The following is a 15300-nucleotide window of genomic DNA, read 5'->3' on the forward strand; positions in this document are numbered from 1 at the left end:
GTTGAACATGCGTACTTCCGTACGTGTCGCCGTCACGCTGTGCATGGTGGCTGTGGCGATCTTCGCCGGCTTTCACCTGTGGCAGTACTACATGCTCACGCCCTGGACTCGCGATGCGCGGATCCGCGCCGACGTGGTGGTGATCGCACCCGACGTGTCGGGTTGGGTGCGCGAGCTCAAGGCTGTGGATAACCAGCAGGTCAAGGCCGGTGATCTATTGTTGAGCATCGACCGCGAGCGTTTCGAGGCGGCGGTGGAGAAGGCCCGGGCTGTGGTCCAGACACGCCAGCAGCAACTGAGCCTGCGCGAACACGAAGCCAGTCGCCGCGCCGCCCTGGGGCCCCAGGCCATCAGTGCCGAACTGCGGGAAAACGCCCAGATCAACGCCGGCATCGCCCGCGGCGAATTGCGCGAAGCCCAGGCCGAGGCCAAGGTCGCCGAGCTCAACCTGGCCCGCAGCCAGGTCCTGGCCCCTCGCAGCGGCCACATCACCAACCTGCGCCTGGCTGAAGGCAACTACGTGAATGCCGGGCAGCCGGTCATGGCGCTGATCGACGACTCGACGTTCTATGTGCAGGCCTATTTCGAAGAAACCAAGTTGCCCAGGATTCGTGTGGGCGATCCGGTCAAGATCTGGCTGATGAGTGCAGGCCATGCGCTAGAGGGGCATGTCGAAAGCATCAGCCGCGGCATTACCGACCGCAACACCAACCCCGATGCGCAGTTGCTGGCGGAGGTGGAGCCGACTTTCAACTGGGTGCGCCTGGCCCAGCGGATCCCGGTGCGGATCAAGCTGGACAAGGTGCCGGAGGGCGTGAACCTGAGCGCCGGGATGACGGCGAGCGTGCAGGTGCAGGAGGGCCAGCAATAACTTGTGGGAGCGAGCTTGCTCGCGATGGCGGCCTGACATTCTCCATCGAGGTCGACGGTCCGACTCATCGCGAGCGAGCTCGCTCCCACAAGGTCACGCAGAAGCTGTTAGCCAATGCTGATCGCCGGCAACGTCGGCAAGGTCACGGTCTGTTGCTTGCGCGGTGCGAGGATTTCGGCTTCGCCGTCCACCACCAGCTCGTCGCGCTGGTTGAATACACGCGTGGCGATGCGTACGCGAAACTTCGGCATCTTTTCCAGGATCTCCAGGCGCACGGTCAGGGTGTCGCCGATTTTCACCGGTTTCTGGAAGCTCATCTGCTGGCCGATATAGATCGTGCCCGGCCCAGGCAGCTCGCACGCCACCGCCGCGCTGATCAGCGCCCCGCTGAACATGCCGTGGGCGATGCGCTCCTTGAACATGCTCGCCGCGGCGAATTCGGCGTCCAGGTGCACCGGGTTGTGATCGCCCGACATCGCCGCGAACAGCTGGATGTCGCGCTCTTCGACGGTTTTGCTGTAGCTGGCGGTCTGGCCGATTTCGAGGGCTTCGTAAGGGGTGTTGGTAACCTGGGTCATCTGTTTCAGATCCTGTGGAATAAAGGAAAACGCTGCAAGCCTACTCGCTGCGTGGCGGCCGCTTGTGGTCCAGGGCCTGGGCAATCCAGGCCTGCACGTCGGCGGTCACTTCATCGCGGTTGGTTTCATTGAACAATTCGTGCCGGGCCTGCGGGTAAATCGTCAATTGCAGGAGCTGGCTGCCGGCGTCGCGCAGGGCGTCGGCCAGATCCTTCAGACGCTTGCCTTCGCTCACCGGATCACATTCGCCACCGATCACCAGCAGGGGCAGGCCCGGATCGATCTGGGCGAGATTGGACGCTTTGCTGATTTGCTGCAAGCCGCCGAGCAGGTCGACCCACAGTTGATTGGTGCAGCGAAAGCCGCACAGCGGGTCCTGGACGTACTTGTCGACTTCGGCCGGATCGCGACTGAGCCAGTCGAAAGGGGTACGTGTCGGTTTGAATTTCTTGTTGAAACTGCCGAACGACAGCCACTCGATCAAGGCACTGCGCCCCGTCGCACCCTGGCGCCGGCGTTCGAAGCGAGCGATCAGGCGCGCGCTGCGGTAGAGCGCCACCGGCTGGAAGTTCGAACCACTGAGAATCGCCCCGTGCAGGCTGGCGCTGTGATGCAGCAGGTATCCCTGGGCGATGTAGCTGCCCATGCTGTGACCCAGCAGCAGGATGGGCGTATCGGGATGTTGCTGGCCGATGTGATGGTTGAGGCTGGCCAAATCACCCACGACCTTGGCCCAGCCGTCTTCGTCGGCAAAGTGGCCGAGCATCGCTTCCTCGCCGGTCTTGCCATGGCCGCGCAGGTCCATCCCATAGACACCGTAGCCTGCGTCGCACAGCGCCTGGGCCAGGCGGGCGTAGCGGCCGCTGTGCTCGGCCATGCCGTGGGCCAGCATGATCACCGCCAACGGGGCGGTTTCGGGCAGCCACTGGTTGACGAACAGGCGGCTATGGTCGGTCGCGGTCAGCCAGAACGTTTGGTGGATCATGGCGATTCCTTTGCACAAAGTCAGACGCAGCGTCGCTGCATTGTATAGCGCATCCGTTGCGTCTCGCCTGATCAGGCCACGCCATGGCAAGAAGATTCACACAATCTATGACGCAGGTTGCCATATTTGCCTGATTGGCCATAGCTGCTAGTGTCCCAAGAGCTCCGCCTCTGCAAGCGATACAGACGCGGCCCGGACATGCTCAGGTAAAGAGGACAAAAACAATGCAGCCTGATTTCTGGAATGACAAACGCCCGGCCGGCGTGCCCCTGGACGTCGACTTGGGCGCCTACAAGTCGGTGATCGAGGTGTTCGAGCGTTCCTGCAAGAAATTTGCCGACCGTCCGGCGTTCAGCAATATGGGGGTGACCCTCACCTATGCCGAGCTCGAGCGCTACAGCGCGGCCTTCGCCGGCTACCTGCAAACCCATACCGACCTGGCGCCTGGCGATCGTATCGCGGTGCAGATGCCTAACATCCTGCAATACCCGATCGCCGTGTTCGGTGCCTTGCGCGCCGGGCTGATCGTGGTCAACACCAACCCGCTGTACACCGCGCGGGAAATGCGTCATCAGTTCAAGGACTCCGGTGCCCGGGCGCTGGTGTACCTGAACATGTTCGGGCAGAAAGTCCAGGAGGTGTTGCCCGATACGGACCTGCAGTACCTGATCGAAGCGAAGATGGGCGACCTGATGCCCACCGCCAAGGGCTGGCTGGTCAACACGATGGTGAGCAAGGTCAAGAAAATGGTGCCGGCCTATTCGCTGCCCCAGGCCGTTTCCTTCAAAAGCGCCTTGCGCCTGGGACGTGGGCAGGGCATCAAGCCGCTGAACGTCAGCCTCGACGATATTGCGGTATTGCAATACACCGGCGGCACTACCGGGTTGGCGAAGGGCGCGATGCTGACCCACGGCAACCTGGTGGCCAACATGCAACAGGCCCGGGCCTGTCTGGGACAGCTCGGCGATGACGGCCAGCCGCTGCTGCGCGAAGGCCAGGAGGTCATGATCGCGCCACTGCCGCTGTACCATATCTATGCGTTCACGGCGAACTGCATGTGCATGATGGTGACCGGCAATCACAACGTGCTGATCACCAATCCACGGGACATCGGCGGCTTCATCAAGGAACTGAAGAACTGGCGCTTCTCGTTGCTGTTGGGGCTCAACACGCTGTTCGTGGCATTGATGGACCATCCGGATTTCAAGACCCTGGATTTTTCCCACCTCAAGGTCACCAACTCCGGCGGTACCGCGTTGATCAAGGCCACCGCCGAGCGTTGGCAGCAGCTCACCGGTTGCGGCATTACCGAGGGCTATGGCCTGACCGAAACCTCACCGGTGGCGAGTGCCAATCCGTATGGTGGCAAGTCTCGGTTGGGCACGGTGGGGATGCCAGTGCCGGGTACGCTGATGAAAGTGATCAACGACGATGGCGTCGAGCAGCCCTTGGGCGAGCGCGGCGAGCTGTGCATCAAGGGGCCGCAGATCATGAAAGGCTATTGGAACAAGCCCGAGGCCACGGCCGAAGTGCTGGACAGCGAGGGCTGGTTCAAGTCTGGCGATATCGCGGTGATCGACCCTGATGGATTCGTGCGAATCGTCGACCGTAAAAAGGACATGATCATCGTCTCGGGTTTCAATGTGTACCCCAACGAGATCGAAGATGTGGTGATGGCCCATCCCAAGGTGGCCAACTGCGCGGTGATCGGCGTGCCGGACGAGCGTTCGGGGGAGGCGGTGAAATTGTTCGTGGTGGCGCGGGAAACCGGAGTCAGCCTTGAAGAACTCAAGGCTTACTGCAAGGAGAACTTCACCGGCTACAAGATCCCCAAGCACATTGTGTTGCGGGACTCATTGCCGATGACGCCGGTGGGCAAGATCCTGCGGCGGGAGTTGCGGGATATCGCCTGAGGCGCCTGCCTCGTGGAAACCCTGTGGGAGCGAGCTCGCTCGCGATGGCGGTAGGTCAGTGACAGAGATGTTGGCTGATACACCGCCATGGCGAGCAAGCTCGCTCCCATGGTTTTTTATGTATTCGGGGTCATTATCCAGAGCTTAGAATTTTTACTCTAAAAATGACCATAAAATATTCAAGAGTCATGTTTATGACTGTAGGGGTTGTTTTTGGCTCTAGGCGACCCTTGGCAAAGCTGCTACTCTCGGCGCGCTTTGTGACTTCTCGGCCTTGATTCAAGCCAGATTCACCAATAAACACACACCAATAATAATCGCATCAAATGCGGTGAGAATTCGCGTTGCTGAGGAGTGGGCTTCCATGATCGAAGACTTTTGGAAGGATAAGTACCCAGCTGGGATTGCTGCCGACATCAATCCAGACGAGTATCCGAATATTCAGGCGGTGTTGAAGCAGTCCTGCCAACGCTTTGCCAACAAGCCGGCATTCAGCAACCTCGGCAAGACGATCACCTACGGTGAGCTCTACGAGTTGTCCGGGGCGTTTGCCGCGTACCTGCAACAGCATACCGATTTACAGCCGGGCGATCGAATCGCCGTGCAGTTGCCCAACGTCCTCCAGTACCCGGTGGCTGTGTTCGGTGCGATCCGTGCCGGGCTGATCGTGGTCAACACCAACCCGTTGTACACCGCGCGGGAAATGGAACATCAGTTCAACGACTCCGGCGCCAAGGCGCTGGTGTGCCTGGCGAACATGGCGCACCTGGCGGAAGCCGTGGTGCCGAAGACGGGCGTCAAGCACGTCATCGTCACCGAGGTCGCCGACCTGCTGCCACCGCTCAAGCGCCTGTTGATCAACAGCGTGATCAAGTACGTCAAGAAGATGGTCCCGGCTTATCACTTGCCCAAGGCCGTCAAGTTCAACGACGTGCTGAGCAAAGGCCACGGCCAGCCGGTGAACGAAGCCAACCCCACCAGCGACGATGTGGCCGTGCTGCAATACACCGGCGGCACCACTGGCGTGGCCAAGGGCGCGATGCTCAGCCACCGCAACCTGGTGGCGAACATGCTGCAGTGCAAGGCGCTGATGGGCTCCAACCTCAATGAAGGTTGCGAGGTGTTGATCACGCCGCTGCCGCTGTACCACATCTATGCCTTTACCTTTCATTGCATGGCGATGATGCTGATCGGCAACCACAATATCCTGATCAGCAACCCCCGCGACCTTTCGGCGATGGTCAAGGAACTGTCGAAGTGGAAGTTCAGCGGTTTTGTCGGCCTCAATACGCTGTTCGTGGCCCTGTGCAACAACGAAGCCTTCCGCAAGCTGGACTTCTCGGCACTGAAGGTCACCCTGTCCGGTGGCATGGCCTTGCAACTGGCCGCGGCCGAGCGTTGGAAAGAGGTGACCGGTTGCCCGATCTGCGAAGGTTATGGCATGACCGAAACCAGCCCGGTGGCCACCGTCAACCCGATCCAGCACATCCAGATCGGCACCATCGGCATTCCCGTACCCTCGACCCTGTGCAAGGTGATCAACGATGCGGGCGTCGAACAGCCATTGGGCGAAATCGGCGAGTTGTGCGTGAAAGGTCCGCAGGTGATGAAGGGCTACTGGCAGCGTCAGGAAGCCACCGACGAGATCCTCGACAGCGAAGGCTGGCTCAAGACCGGTGATATCGCGGTGATCCAGCCGGACGGCTACATGCGCATCGTCGACCGTAAGAAGGACATGATCCTGATCTCCGGTTTCAACGTGTACCCCAATGAACTGGAAGATGTGCTGGCAACCCTGCCGGGCGTGCTGCAATGCGCGGCCATCGGCGTACCGGACGAGAAGTCTGGCGAGGCGATCAAGATTTTCATCGTCGCACGGCCGGGTGTCACGTTGACCAAGGAGCAGGTGATGGAACACATGCGTGCCAACGTCACCGGCTACAAGGTGCCCAAGGCCGTGGAGTTCCGCGATGCCTTGCCGACCACCAACGTGGGCAAGATCCTGCGTCGCGAGTTGCGGGATGAAGAGCTCAGGAAGTTGGGGTTGAAGAAGTAAGACCGTTACCCATGAAAAGCCCCGCTGATGCGGGGCTTTTTGTTGGCTGCGATTTCCTGGGCAAGAAAGCTTGTATGGCGAGGGAGCTTGCTCCCGCTGGACGCGCAGCGGCCCCTTGCGGTGTGTCAGTCAGATCGAAGGGGGCTGCTGCGCAGCCCAGCGGGAGCAAGCTCCCTCGCCACAGGGAACCGGTGCTTCCCAGGTCCGGTTACAACCGGAACTGCGCAAAATCCAGGTTGGTGCCACCCGGCCGCATGTCCTGCAGGTAGGCGTCCTTGTCGGCGCTCAGTTCCAGGCTCAGGGCTGCCTTGCGCTTGCCTTGGTTGCGCACTTCCAGGCCTTCCATTTTTTCCCGCAGGAACACGGTCGGCACCTTCAAGTGCAGCAGCTCATCGGTGGCCGGCGTGTGCAGCAGCAGGTGGATCCATTCATATTGACCAATGGCCAGGCGCGCCACCGGGATATCGAACCAGAAGATGTTGCGGTTGCGGTTCAATTCGCTGAAGTGGCAGTTGTTGACGCCCAGTACGGCGCCGCCCAGTTCTTGGTTCCTGCGGGCGATGGCCTGTTTTTTATCGAGTTTCATAACGTTCCTACGGGGTTGGAGCTTCAAGCCGCAGCTTGAATACGTGGGGCATTCTCGGGGGTTGATCGACAAACATAAAGTGCAACCTGCATTCGACGATGAAATGTGCCGCTAAAAAAATGAAACTCCCCGCGAACGGCCCCGGTCAACCCTTATGTAATGAGTTTTCGTACTGTTTTTCACAGGAGAGACATCATGGGTAGCACGAGCGATAAAGTGAAGGGCGTTGCCAACGAAGCCGTTGGCAACATCAAGCAAGGCGTCGGCAAGGCCACCGACAATGACCGCATGCGCGCCGAGGGCGTGGTCCAGGAGAAAAAAGGCGAGGCCCAACAAGCCGTGGGCAAGGCCAAGGATGCGGTCAAGAAAGGCGTCGACGAGGCATAACCTGCCTGTAGTAACGCGATTGGAACGGTCATCTGCGGGTGGCCGTTTTCATGTCGGCTCGAACTTGCGCCGGGGAAATTGTTCCAAAGTCGCCAAACAGGTTACTTTGTCTTGGATAACAACCCCATGAGTCGCCAGGCGACCTTCCTTTTTTGCGGCGAAAGGAGACGCACATGATGTTTCCGGCCTTGAAAGGCTTACCTTTGCATCGTGTGATGATGCGTACCGTGACCGAGTTTCTCGACGACGAGATGTCGACCTACGCCTCGGCACTGGCCTACCAGATGCTGTTTTCGCTGTTCCCCTTCATTCTCTTCCTGATTGCCTTGATCGGTTTCCTGCACCTGCCGGACTTCTTCTCGTGGTTGCGCCTGCAATCGGAGCTGGTGCTGCCGCCCCAGGCCCTGGAGCAGGTCAACCCGGTGATCGACCAGCTCCAGCAATCCAAGGGCGGCTTGTTGTCGGTGGGTATCGTCATTGCCTTGTGGACCGCTTCGGCGGGCGTGCGGTTGATGATGAGCGCGATGAACGCCGCCTACGACGTGGTGGAAGGCCGTCCGGCCTGGAAGCGCTTCCCGCTGTCGATCTTCTACACGGTCGGCATTGCCGGCATGCTGCTGGCCGCTGCGGCGTTGATGGTGCTCGGGCCGCAGGTGATGGGCTGGATCGCGGCCCAGGTCGGCCTGGAGGAGTTCATCGTCACGCTCTGGACGATCGTGCGCTGGCCGGTGATCGTGTTCTTGCTGATGGTGGCTGTGGCGCTGATCTATTACGTGATGCCCGACGTCAAGCAGGAGTTTCGCTTCATCACGCCGGGGTCGGTACTGGCGGTGGTGGTGTGGATCATCGCGTCCCTGGGGTTCGCGTTTTACGTCAAGACCTTTGCCAACTACAACGCCATGTATGGCAGCATCGGCGCGATCATCGTGTTGTTGCTGTATTTCTATATTTCTTCGGCGGTGCTGTTGCTCGGCGCGGAAATGAATGCGGTGATCGAGCACATGTCCACCGAGGGCAAGAACCCGGGTGAAAAGAGCGCGGGCGAGCACGAAAAACAGCATGTGTCGGGCCTGGGGCGCGACCATTCCATTCCTCACACCCACCCTGACGAAGCCCGACCATGATCCGTGACATCCTGAAAATGGGCGACGAACGCCTGCTGCGCATCGCCCCGCCGGTGCCCGCCGAAATGTTCGACAGCCCAGAGTTGTGGCAATTGATCGACGACATGTTCCAGACCATGGAAAGCGTGGGCGGTGTCGGCCTGGCGGCGCCGCAGATTGGCGTCGATCTGCAGCTGGTGATCTTCGGCTTCGAGCACAGCGAGCGTTACCCCGACGCCGAGGCGGTGCCCCAGACCATCCTGATCAACCCGCTGATCACCCCCCTGGGCCCGCAGATGGAAGAGGGTTTCGAAGGTTGCCTGTCGGTGCCGGGCCTGCGCGGTGCGGTGGAGCGCTACCAACACATCCGCTATGAAGGCTTCGATCCCAAGGGCGAGCCGATCGTACGTTATGCATCGGGCTTCCATGCGCGGGTAGTGCAGCATGAATGTGATCATCTGATCGGGCGCTTGTACCCGTCGCGCATCACTGATTTCAGCAAGTTCGGCTTTACCGAAGTGATGTTCCCGGATCTGGACCCGGCTGCAGACGACTGATCATTCACTGCAGCATCCTGTGGGAGCGAGCTTGCTCGCGATTGCAGTGTGTCAGTTGGCATTGATGCAACAGGCCTGACGCTATCGCGAGCAAGCTCGCTCCCACATTGGATCTGTGTCAGGAAGGGCACGGCGGCTCCCACCCCATCGCAATCATCGGCTTGCTGCGGGCATACCGGCTCAGGCGTTCGGCCATCGCATAGGGCAGTTCAGGGTCGAAGCTGAAACCACGCCGCTCATAAAAGCCGCGCAAGTCCGGGTGACAGAACAGCCACACCGGCTCGTCCACACCGTTCACTGCTTCGGCGATCAATCGCGCGGCAATGCCCTGGACGCGGTACGCCGGGTCGACGAACAACCCCGTCAACCAATGCCCACCCGACACCGGCCGCAAGCACAGGGCGGCGACGATATCATCGCGCCGTGCCACCCACAGCTGCGCGTCACGCACCGCTTTCATCGAGGATTGATGAGCGCGATAGAACTTGTTCATCAGCGGCCATAGCGGTTCTTCGAGCTGTGTGTAGTGGATTTCGGACATGGCGGGGTCGCGGACGATAAGGGGAGGGCGATTATAAAAGAACGCGAGTGCGGCGATAGGTGTATACCTGACTTCACATCCCGTATGACTGGAGTACGTATCATGGCCAAAGGCATGGATTCAAAAAAAGCGGCAAAGAAAAAACCGGCGAAGACCGCCGATGAAAAGCGCGCCGACAAGAAAACCAAGAAGGTGAACCTGTTCGGTCATTGAACCGGTACCGCCTTGGCGGGCCTGAGGTTTGAGCTGGGCGGTCGCCCAGCTCAAACGCTTGGTGATGTGCCCAGGCTCAAAGCGAGGCGAGAAACATGTCCGTGGCCGAGGTTTTGTCGCCCGTGCGGCTCTCCTGGGCCTTTTCCACTTGGGCCATCGCCGACTTGTCCTGCATGCGCTGGGCAATCTCCTGGCTGACAGCCAACTGCTTCTCGGGCGGCATCGCCTCGAACTCCTCCTCGGTAATGCCCATCTCTTCGAGAATGCTGTCGCGCAGTCGCTCTTCGGGCGTCTTGCTCATGTAGTCCTTGAACTCTGCCGTGGCGGAGCCGCCCAGTGTCGTGGTTTCTTCAGGCATTGATGAAGCCACGGTCTGCAGTTGCACGCGCGTCTTAGCGAACGCCTCATCCACCTTGTCGCTGATGGCGGTGGCGGCATTGACCTGTTGCGTGGCTCGTTGGGTGAAGGAATCCTGGACCTGGGCACTGCCCTGGCTGGCCTGGGCCTGGACGTTATCGCGCAACGCCTGCAACGCGGCGCTTTGCAGGCCGCTGGCGGCTTCGGCGGTGGGATCCTCGCCCGGGCGTTTGAGTGGCAAGACCATCGCTTGCTGTTTGGCACTGACCAACATGATGAACACCTATAGGTAATGGCTGAGCGATGGGCAGGAGCAATTCCCATGCCGCCCGCGCGATGGCCGTATTCCAAGGGGTATGGACAAATGCGCGGCGAGCGGGGCGGCCAACCCTTGCCGTCGGACGGCATGGATCGACCGCTTGAGCGTGGCGCTTCAGGTGCTTTCGCGAACCTTGAGCTCGAAACCCATGTCCACCACCGGCTGCGCGATGCGGTTGCCAGCCATCAGCGTCAGCATCTGTTCGGCGGCGCGGCGGCCGATGGCTTCCCGTGGGGTGCTGATGCTGCTCAGGCGCGGCACCATATGGGCCGAGGCGGGCAGGTCGTTGAAGCCCAGGACCGAGACCTGTTCGGGGATCTTGATGCCGCAGCGCAATGCTTCGAACAGGGCGCCGTGGGCCAGGTCGTCGTTGCCGAAGAAGATCGCATCGACGTCCGGGTGGCTGTCGAGCAATTGCAGAAACAATTCTCCGCCCAGGCCCACCGAGGATGGACGCGGGGTCAGCAGTTCCAGGTCCGGGTCATACAAACCGGCTTGTTGCAGGGCGCGGCGAAACCCTTCGCCGCGCAGCAGGGTGCGCTGGTCCAGTTGCGCGCCGATGTAGGCCAGGCGCTTGCGGCCCTTGGAAATCAAGTGCTCGGCCGCCGTTTCGCCAGCCTTGAGCTGGGAAAAACCGACGCAGTTGAGCCCGGCGCCGGGGTCCAGTTCCATCATGTACACGCACGGGATGTTGCTGGCCTCGATCATGCGCCGGGCGCTTTCGGTGCGGTCGAAACCGGTCAGCAGCAACCCCCGTGGCTGATAGGCCATGTAGTTGCGCAACAGGTCTTCTTCCTCTTCCCGGGAGTAGTGGTAGTTGCCGATCACCACTTCGAAGCCCTTGGGCCGCAGCACCCGATGGATGGCTTCCAGGGTGTCGATGAACAACAGGTTGGACAACGACGGCACCAGCACCACCACCGAATGGCTCTGGGCCGAAGCCAGGGCACGGGCCGCGGGATTGACCACGTAGTTGAGTTCCACGGCGGCCCGGCGGACTTTTTCCACCAGTTCCGAGGCGACGGTGCTGACGCCACGCAGGGCACGGGAGGCGGTGATAGGGCTGACACCGGCCAGGCGTGCGACTTCGTTGAGCGTGGGGCGACCGGTGGTGCGCGTATTCTTATCGTTTTTAGGGACGGTCATCAGGGCGGCTTGCCAAACAAAAATCAAGGTACTAAGGTAGCGCTGTCTCGACGCCGCTGCAAATGCGTGAGCGGGGGTTGCCTGATCCCCCGTCCGTGGGTGTCGTGAACGAACATGCTGCAACCACAAAAATGACAAGAAGGCGTCGGCAACTTCTGCTTTTGCTGCGGTGTCATAACTGGCAAAGGTAGCGCTGTCTGCGCGCTGAGGTGTTACATGAACAATCCCATCACCGCCCTGGTCATCATGGGCGTTGCCGGTTGCGGCAAAACGTGTGTCAGCCAGGCCCTGTGCCAGTTGAGCGGCGCCACCGCCATCGAAGGCGACACGTTCCACCCTGCGGCCAACATCCAGAAGATGAGCGCCGGTATCCCCTTGAACGACGACGACCGTGCCGGCTGGCTCGACAGCCTGTGCGACGAGTTGCGCCGTGTCGATGCCACGGGCGAGCGCCCGGTGCTGACCTGTTCGGCCCTCAAGCACAGTTATCGCGAGCGCCTGCGCAGCGCCTTGCCCGGCCTGGGCTTCGTGTTCCTTGAGTTGACCCCCGAAGTGGCCGCCGACCGCGTTTCCCATCGTCCCGGCCATTTCATGCCGTCGACCCTGATCGACAGCCAGTTCGCCACCCTTGAATCCCCTGTCGGCGAGCCCCTGACCCTGGCTCTGGACGCGTCCAGCCACAGCGTTGACGAACTGGCACAGCAGGCTTACGTCTGGTGGTTGGCCCACGGTTTGAAGCTGGCCAGTTGAGTTTCAAAAATTTGCGTCAGAAAGATAGCGCTGTCCCGACGACTCATAAATAACTGCTTCAATAACAACAACAAATCAGGAGACACCTCCCATGTTCGGCTTGTCCCACGAGACGTTCCTACTGCTTGATGCAGTGGTCACGGTGATCGGACTCATCGTCCTCATCACCAAGTTCAAATTCCATCCGTTCATTGCCCTGACCATCGCCGCCGCGTTCCTCGGCCTGACGTCGGGCATGCCGACCGGCACCATCATCAAGGCGTTCCAGGACGGCTTCGGTGGCGTGCTGGGCTTTGTCGGCATCATCCTGGCGCTGGGTACGATGCTCGGCAAAATGATGGCCGAGTCAGGCGGGGCCGATCAGATCGCCCAGACCCTGATCCGCGCCTTCGGCAAGGATAAGGTGCAGTGGGCGATGATGTTCGCCGCCTTCCTGGTGGGCATCCCGCTGTTCTTCGAAATCGGCTTCGTGCTGCTGATCCCACTGGTGTTCATCGTCGCGCGCCGTACCGGCGTGTCGATCATCAAGATCGGTATCCCGCTGCTGGCCGGTCTTTCCGCGGTCCACGGCCTGGTGCCGCCGCACCCGGGGCCGTTGCTGGCGATTGGCATATTTGGCGCCGACATCGGCAAGACCATTCTCTATGGCCTGATCGTCGCGCTGCCGACTGCCATCATTGCCGGCCCGATCTTCGGTACGTTCATTGCCAAGCACATCCCCGGCCATCCGAACCAGGAGCTGGTGGACCAACTGGCCCGCGAGACGAGCGCCGCCGAGCTGCCAAGCTTCAGCATCACCTTGATCACCGTGCTGTCGCCGGTGTTCCTGATGCTGCTCAAGACCTTCGCTGACGTGGCGCTGCCGGACGGCAACCTCTTCCGCGCCTGGATGGACATGATCGGTCACCCGATCTCGGCTTTGCTGCTGGCGTTGTTGCTGTCGCTGTACACCTTCGGCTACAAGCAGGGCATCGGTTCCAGCCAGATGCTCAAATGGCTGGACGCCAGCCTTGCGCCGACCGCCGCGATCATCCTGATCATCGGTGCCGGTGGTGGCTTCAAGCAGATGCTGGTCACCAGCGGCGTGGGCGATGTGATCGGTCACATGGCGGTGAGTGCGCAGATTTCGCCGATCCTGCTGGCGTGGCTGGTGGCCGCAGTGATCCGTATCGCCACAGGTTCGGCGACGGTGGCGACCATTACCGGTGCCGGTATCGTGGTACCGGTGGTGGGGATGATGCCGGGTGTGAACCGTGAGCTGCTGGTGCTGGCGACCGGTGCCGGTTCGTTGATCCTGTCCCACGTCAACGATGCGGGCTTCTGGCTGGTCAAGCAGTACTTCAACATGACCGTGGCCGAGACCTTCAAGACCTGGACCGCGATGGAAACCATCCTGTCCGTGGTGGGATTGATCTTTATCCTGCTGCTGTCGCTGGTGGTATAACCGACAACACTGTAGTCAATGTGGGAGCGGGCTTGCTCGCGAAGGCGGACTGACAGTCAACAAATAGGTTGAATGTTATATCGCCTTCGCGAGCAAGCCCGCTCCCACACCGATTTCTGGTGATCAACAAATCCAGGAAATACCCACATTGGGTTTTAGGTTAGGCGTTAGGTTTGCTTACCAACCCATCCGCCCTGAACATCCCACGGATCCCACGCACCGCCTGGCGGATCCGGTCCTGGTTTTCGATCAGCGCAAAGCGCACGTGATCATCCCCATATTCCCCGAACCCCACCCCCGGCGAGACGCAGACCTTGGCCTCGGCCAACAGTTTCTTGGCGAACTCCAACGAACCCAGGTGCGCATAGGCCTCGGGAATCTTGGCCCAGACGTACATCGATGCCTTCGGGTTCTCTACCATCCAGCCCAGCTCATGCAGGCCCTTGACCAGTACGTTGCGGCGCTGGCGGTACTGCTCGGCGATGTCGCGCACGCATTGCTGGTCGCCTTCGAGGGCCGCGATGGCCGCCACCTGCAACGGGGTAAAGGTGCCGTAGTCGTGGTAGCTCTTGATCCGCGCCAGGGCGTTGACCAGTTCCGAGTTGCCCACCATGAAGCCGATGCGCCAGCCGGCCATGTTGTAGCTCTTGGACAGGGTGAAGAATTCCACCGCGATGTCTTTCGCGCCCGGCACTTGCATGATCGACGGGGCTTTCCAGCCGTCATACACGATGTCGGCGTAGGCCAGGTCGTGGATCACCAGCACGTCGTACTGCTTGGCCAGGGCGATGACTCGCTCGAAGAAGTCCAGCTCCACGCACTGGGCGGTGGGGTTGGATGGGAAGCCGAGGATCATCATCTTCGGCTTGGGGATCGAGCCGCGAATGGCCCGCTCCAGTTCGTCGAAGAAATCCACCCCTGGCACCAACGGCACCGAGCGTACCTGGGCGCCAGCGATCACCGCGCCGTAGATGTGGATCGGATAGCTGGGGTTGGGCACCAGCACCGTGTCGCCCTGGTCCAGGGTGGCCAGCATCAGGTGGGCCAGGCCTTCCTTGGAACCGATGGTGACAATGGCTTCGGTTTCCGGGTCGATGTCCACTTCGTAGCGGTCCTTGTACCAGCGCGAAATGGCGCGGCGCAGGCGCGGGATGCCTTTGGAGGTGGAATAACCGTGGGTGTCTTCGCGCTGGGCGACGGTAACCAGTTTTTCCACGATGTGTGGAGGCGTGGCGCCGTCGGGATTACCCATGCTCAAGTCGATGATGTCTTCGCCGCGCCGACGCGCAGCCATCTTCAGCTCGGCAGTGATATTGAATACATAAGGGGGGAGTCGATCGATGCGCGCAAAGCGGCGCGGCGAACCTTGTTCGGCCATTGTTGCCTCGAGATACGTGAGCGCCCGGAACCGTCCGAGCGACGTTGGCCACTGCGGTGGCCTGCGGCGCAAGATAATCGGGCGGATGTCGGATTGTCCAGTAGCCGCGCCGAACT

At 60.7% G+C, this 15300-nt stretch carries 15 protein-coding genes; 8 read left to right on the top strand and 7 right to left on the bottom strand.

What is annotated here, in order from left to right:
* The first annotated feature begins 7 nt into the window (after positions 1-7).
* Entirely contained in the window at positions 8-871 is an 864-nt protein-coding gene (locus AB7M32_RS10955) for an efflux RND transporter periplasmic adaptor subunit (RefSeq protein ID WP_060738858.1), read from the top strand.
* Positions 872-978: 107 nt separating this feature from the next.
* Here the strand turns inward: AB7M32_RS10955 and AB7M32_RS10960 are convergent, their stop codons facing one another.
* Together AB7M32_RS10960 and AB7M32_RS10965 are read right to left on the bottom strand one after the other, a co-directional pair.
* Complete coding sequence (locus AB7M32_RS10960) at positions 979-1449, bottom strand: MaoC family dehydratase (RefSeq protein ID WP_060738857.1); 471 nt, start codon at positions 1447-1449, stop codon at positions 979-981.
* Between the two features lie 40 nt (positions 1450-1489).
* A complete protein-coding gene (locus tag AB7M32_RS10965) occupies positions 1490-2434 on the bottom strand; it encodes an alpha/beta hydrolase (RefSeq protein WP_454249897.1) in 945 nt (314 codons plus the stop codon).
* A gap of 224 nt (positions 2435-2658) precedes the next feature.
* On the opposite strand from AB7M32_RS10965, the gene fadD2 reads away from it, so the two are divergent.
* Positions 2659-4347, top strand: coding sequence for a long-chain-fatty-acid--CoA ligase FadD2 (fadD2, locus tag AB7M32_RS10970; protein ID WP_454249898.1), 1689 nt, complete (start codon positions 2659-2661; stop codon positions 4345-4347).
* Positions 4348-4711: 364 nt separating this feature from the next.
* A complete protein-coding gene (fadD1, locus tag AB7M32_RS10975) occupies positions 4712-6403 on the top strand; it encodes a long-chain-fatty-acid--CoA ligase FadD1 (protein ID WP_454249899.1) in 1692 nt (563 codons plus the stop codon).
* A 208-nt stretch (positions 6404-6611) separates the two neighbouring features.
* On the opposite strand, the gene AB7M32_RS10980 is transcribed toward fadD1, so the two are convergent.
* Entirely contained in the window at positions 6612-6989 is a 378-nt protein-coding gene (locus AB7M32_RS10980; protein ID WP_060738853.1) for a hypothetical protein, read from the bottom strand.
* A 195-nt stretch (positions 6990-7184) separates the two neighbouring features.
* On the opposite strand from AB7M32_RS10980, the gene AB7M32_RS10985 reads away from it, so the two are divergent.
* From AB7M32_RS10985 to def, 3 genes are all read left to right on the top strand, one after another.
* A complete protein-coding gene (locus tag AB7M32_RS10985) occupies positions 7185-7376 on the top strand; it encodes a CsbD family protein (protein WP_025212262.1) in 192 nt (63 codons plus the stop codon).
* 173 nt (positions 7377-7549) lie between these two features.
* Complete coding sequence (locus AB7M32_RS10990) at positions 7550-8500, top strand: YihY/virulence factor BrkB family protein (RefSeq protein WP_072409711.1); 951 nt, start codon at positions 7550-7552, stop codon at positions 8498-8500.
* Positions 8497-9036 (top strand): peptide deformylase, encoded by a 540-nt coding sequence (gene def / locus AB7M32_RS10995; RefSeq protein WP_454249900.1) that lies wholly within the window; start codon positions 8497-8499, stop codon positions 9034-9036. Before AB7M32_RS10990 ends, def begins: the two co-directional genes overlap by 4 nt.
* Before the next feature lie 118 nt (positions 9037-9154).
* Here def and AB7M32_RS11000 read toward each other — a convergent pair whose 3' ends face one another.
* The 3 genes from AB7M32_RS11000 to AB7M32_RS11010 form a co-directional block, all read right to left on the bottom strand.
* On the bottom strand, positions 9155-9577 hold the full coding sequence (locus tag AB7M32_RS11000; RefSeq protein ID WP_454249901.1) for a GNAT family N-acetyltransferase: 423 nt from the start codon (positions 9575-9577) through the stop codon (positions 9155-9157).
* Positions 9578-9866: 289 nt separating this feature from the next.
* The gene (locus tag AB7M32_RS11005; RefSeq protein WP_454249902.1) at positions 9867-10421 is read right to left on the bottom strand and encodes a hypothetical protein; all 555 of its coding nucleotides are present in this window, start codon (positions 10419-10421) and stop codon (positions 9867-9869) included.
* Positions 10422-10580: 159 nt separating this feature from the next.
* Entirely contained in the window at positions 10581-11612 is a 1032-nt protein-coding gene (locus AB7M32_RS11010) for an HTH-type transcriptional regulator GntR (protein WP_072409721.1), read from the bottom strand.
* A 216-nt stretch (positions 11613-11828) separates the two neighbouring features.
* Between AB7M32_RS11010 and AB7M32_RS11015 the strand changes: the two genes are divergently transcribed.
* Both AB7M32_RS11015 and AB7M32_RS11020 read left to right on the top strand, forming a co-directional pair.
* Complete coding sequence (locus AB7M32_RS11015; protein WP_305482897.1) at positions 11829-12362, top strand: gluconokinase; 534 nt, start codon at positions 11829-11831, stop codon at positions 12360-12362.
* A gap of 91 nt (positions 12363-12453) precedes the next feature.
* Complete coding sequence (locus AB7M32_RS11020; protein WP_454249903.1) at positions 12454-13806, top strand: GntP family permease; 1353 nt, start codon at positions 12454-12456, stop codon at positions 13804-13806.
* 160 nt (positions 13807-13966) lie between these two features.
* Here the strand turns inward: AB7M32_RS11020 and alaC are convergent, their stop codons facing one another.
* A complete protein-coding gene (alaC, locus tag AB7M32_RS11025) occupies positions 13967-15184 on the bottom strand; it encodes an alanine transaminase (protein ID WP_454249904.1) in 1218 nt (405 codons plus the stop codon).
* Positions 15185-15300 lie beyond the last annotated feature (116 nt).

The sequence above is a fragment of the Pseudomonas sp. R151218B TE3479 genome (genome assembly GCF_053629195.1).

Excerpts from the sequence above, each read along its gene's own strand:
- AB7M32_RS10955 (WP_060738858.1), top strand. The coding sequence starts at position 8 with ATGCGTACTTCCGTACGTGTCGCCGTCACGCTGTGCATGGTGGCTGTG.
- AB7M32_RS10960 (WP_060738857.1), bottom strand. The coding sequence starts at position 1,449 with ATGACCCAGGTTACCAACACCCCTTACGAAGCCCTCGAAATCGGCCAG.
- AB7M32_RS10965 (WP_454249897.1), bottom strand. The coding sequence starts at position 2,434 with ATGATCCACCAAACGTTCTGGCTGACCGCGACCGACCATAGCCGCCTG.
- fadD2 (WP_454249898.1), top strand. The coding sequence starts at position 2,659 with ATGCAGCCTGATTTCTGGAATGACAAACGCCCGGCCGGCGTGCCCCTG.
- fadD1 (WP_454249899.1), top strand. The coding sequence starts at position 4,712 with ATGATCGAAGACTTTTGGAAGGATAAGTACCCAGCTGGGATTGCTGCC.
- AB7M32_RS10980 (WP_060738853.1), bottom strand. The coding sequence starts at position 6,989 with ATGAAACTCGATAAAAAACAGGCCATCGCCCGCAGGAACCAAGAACTG.
- AB7M32_RS10985 (WP_025212262.1), top strand. The coding sequence starts at position 7,185 with ATGGGTAGCACGAGCGATAAAGTGAAGGGCGTTGCCAACGAAGCCGTT.
- AB7M32_RS10990 (WP_072409711.1), top strand. The coding sequence starts at position 7,550 with ATGATGTTTCCGGCCTTGAAAGGCTTACCTTTGCATCGTGTGATGATG.
- def (WP_454249900.1), top strand. The coding sequence starts at position 8,497 with ATGATCCGTGACATCCTGAAAATGGGCGACGAACGCCTGCTGCGCATC.
- AB7M32_RS11000 (WP_454249901.1), bottom strand. The coding sequence starts at position 9,577 with ATGTCCGAAATCCACTACACACAGCTCGAAGAACCGCTATGGCCGCTG.
- AB7M32_RS11005 (WP_454249902.1), bottom strand. The coding sequence starts at position 10,421 with ATGTTGGTCAGTGCCAAACAGCAAGCGATGGTCTTGCCACTCAAACGC.
- AB7M32_RS11010 (WP_072409721.1), bottom strand. The coding sequence starts at position 11,612 with ATGACCGTCCCTAAAAACGATAAGAATACGCGCACCACCGGTCGCCCC.
- AB7M32_RS11015 (WP_305482897.1), top strand. The coding sequence starts at position 11,829 with ATGAACAATCCCATCACCGCCCTGGTCATCATGGGCGTTGCCGGTTGC.
- AB7M32_RS11020 (WP_454249903.1), top strand. The coding sequence starts at position 12,454 with ATGTTCGGCTTGTCCCACGAGACGTTCCTACTGCTTGATGCAGTGGTC.
- alaC (WP_454249904.1), bottom strand. The coding sequence starts at position 15,184 with ATGGCCGAACAAGGTTCGCCGCGCCGCTTTGCGCGCATCGATCGACTC.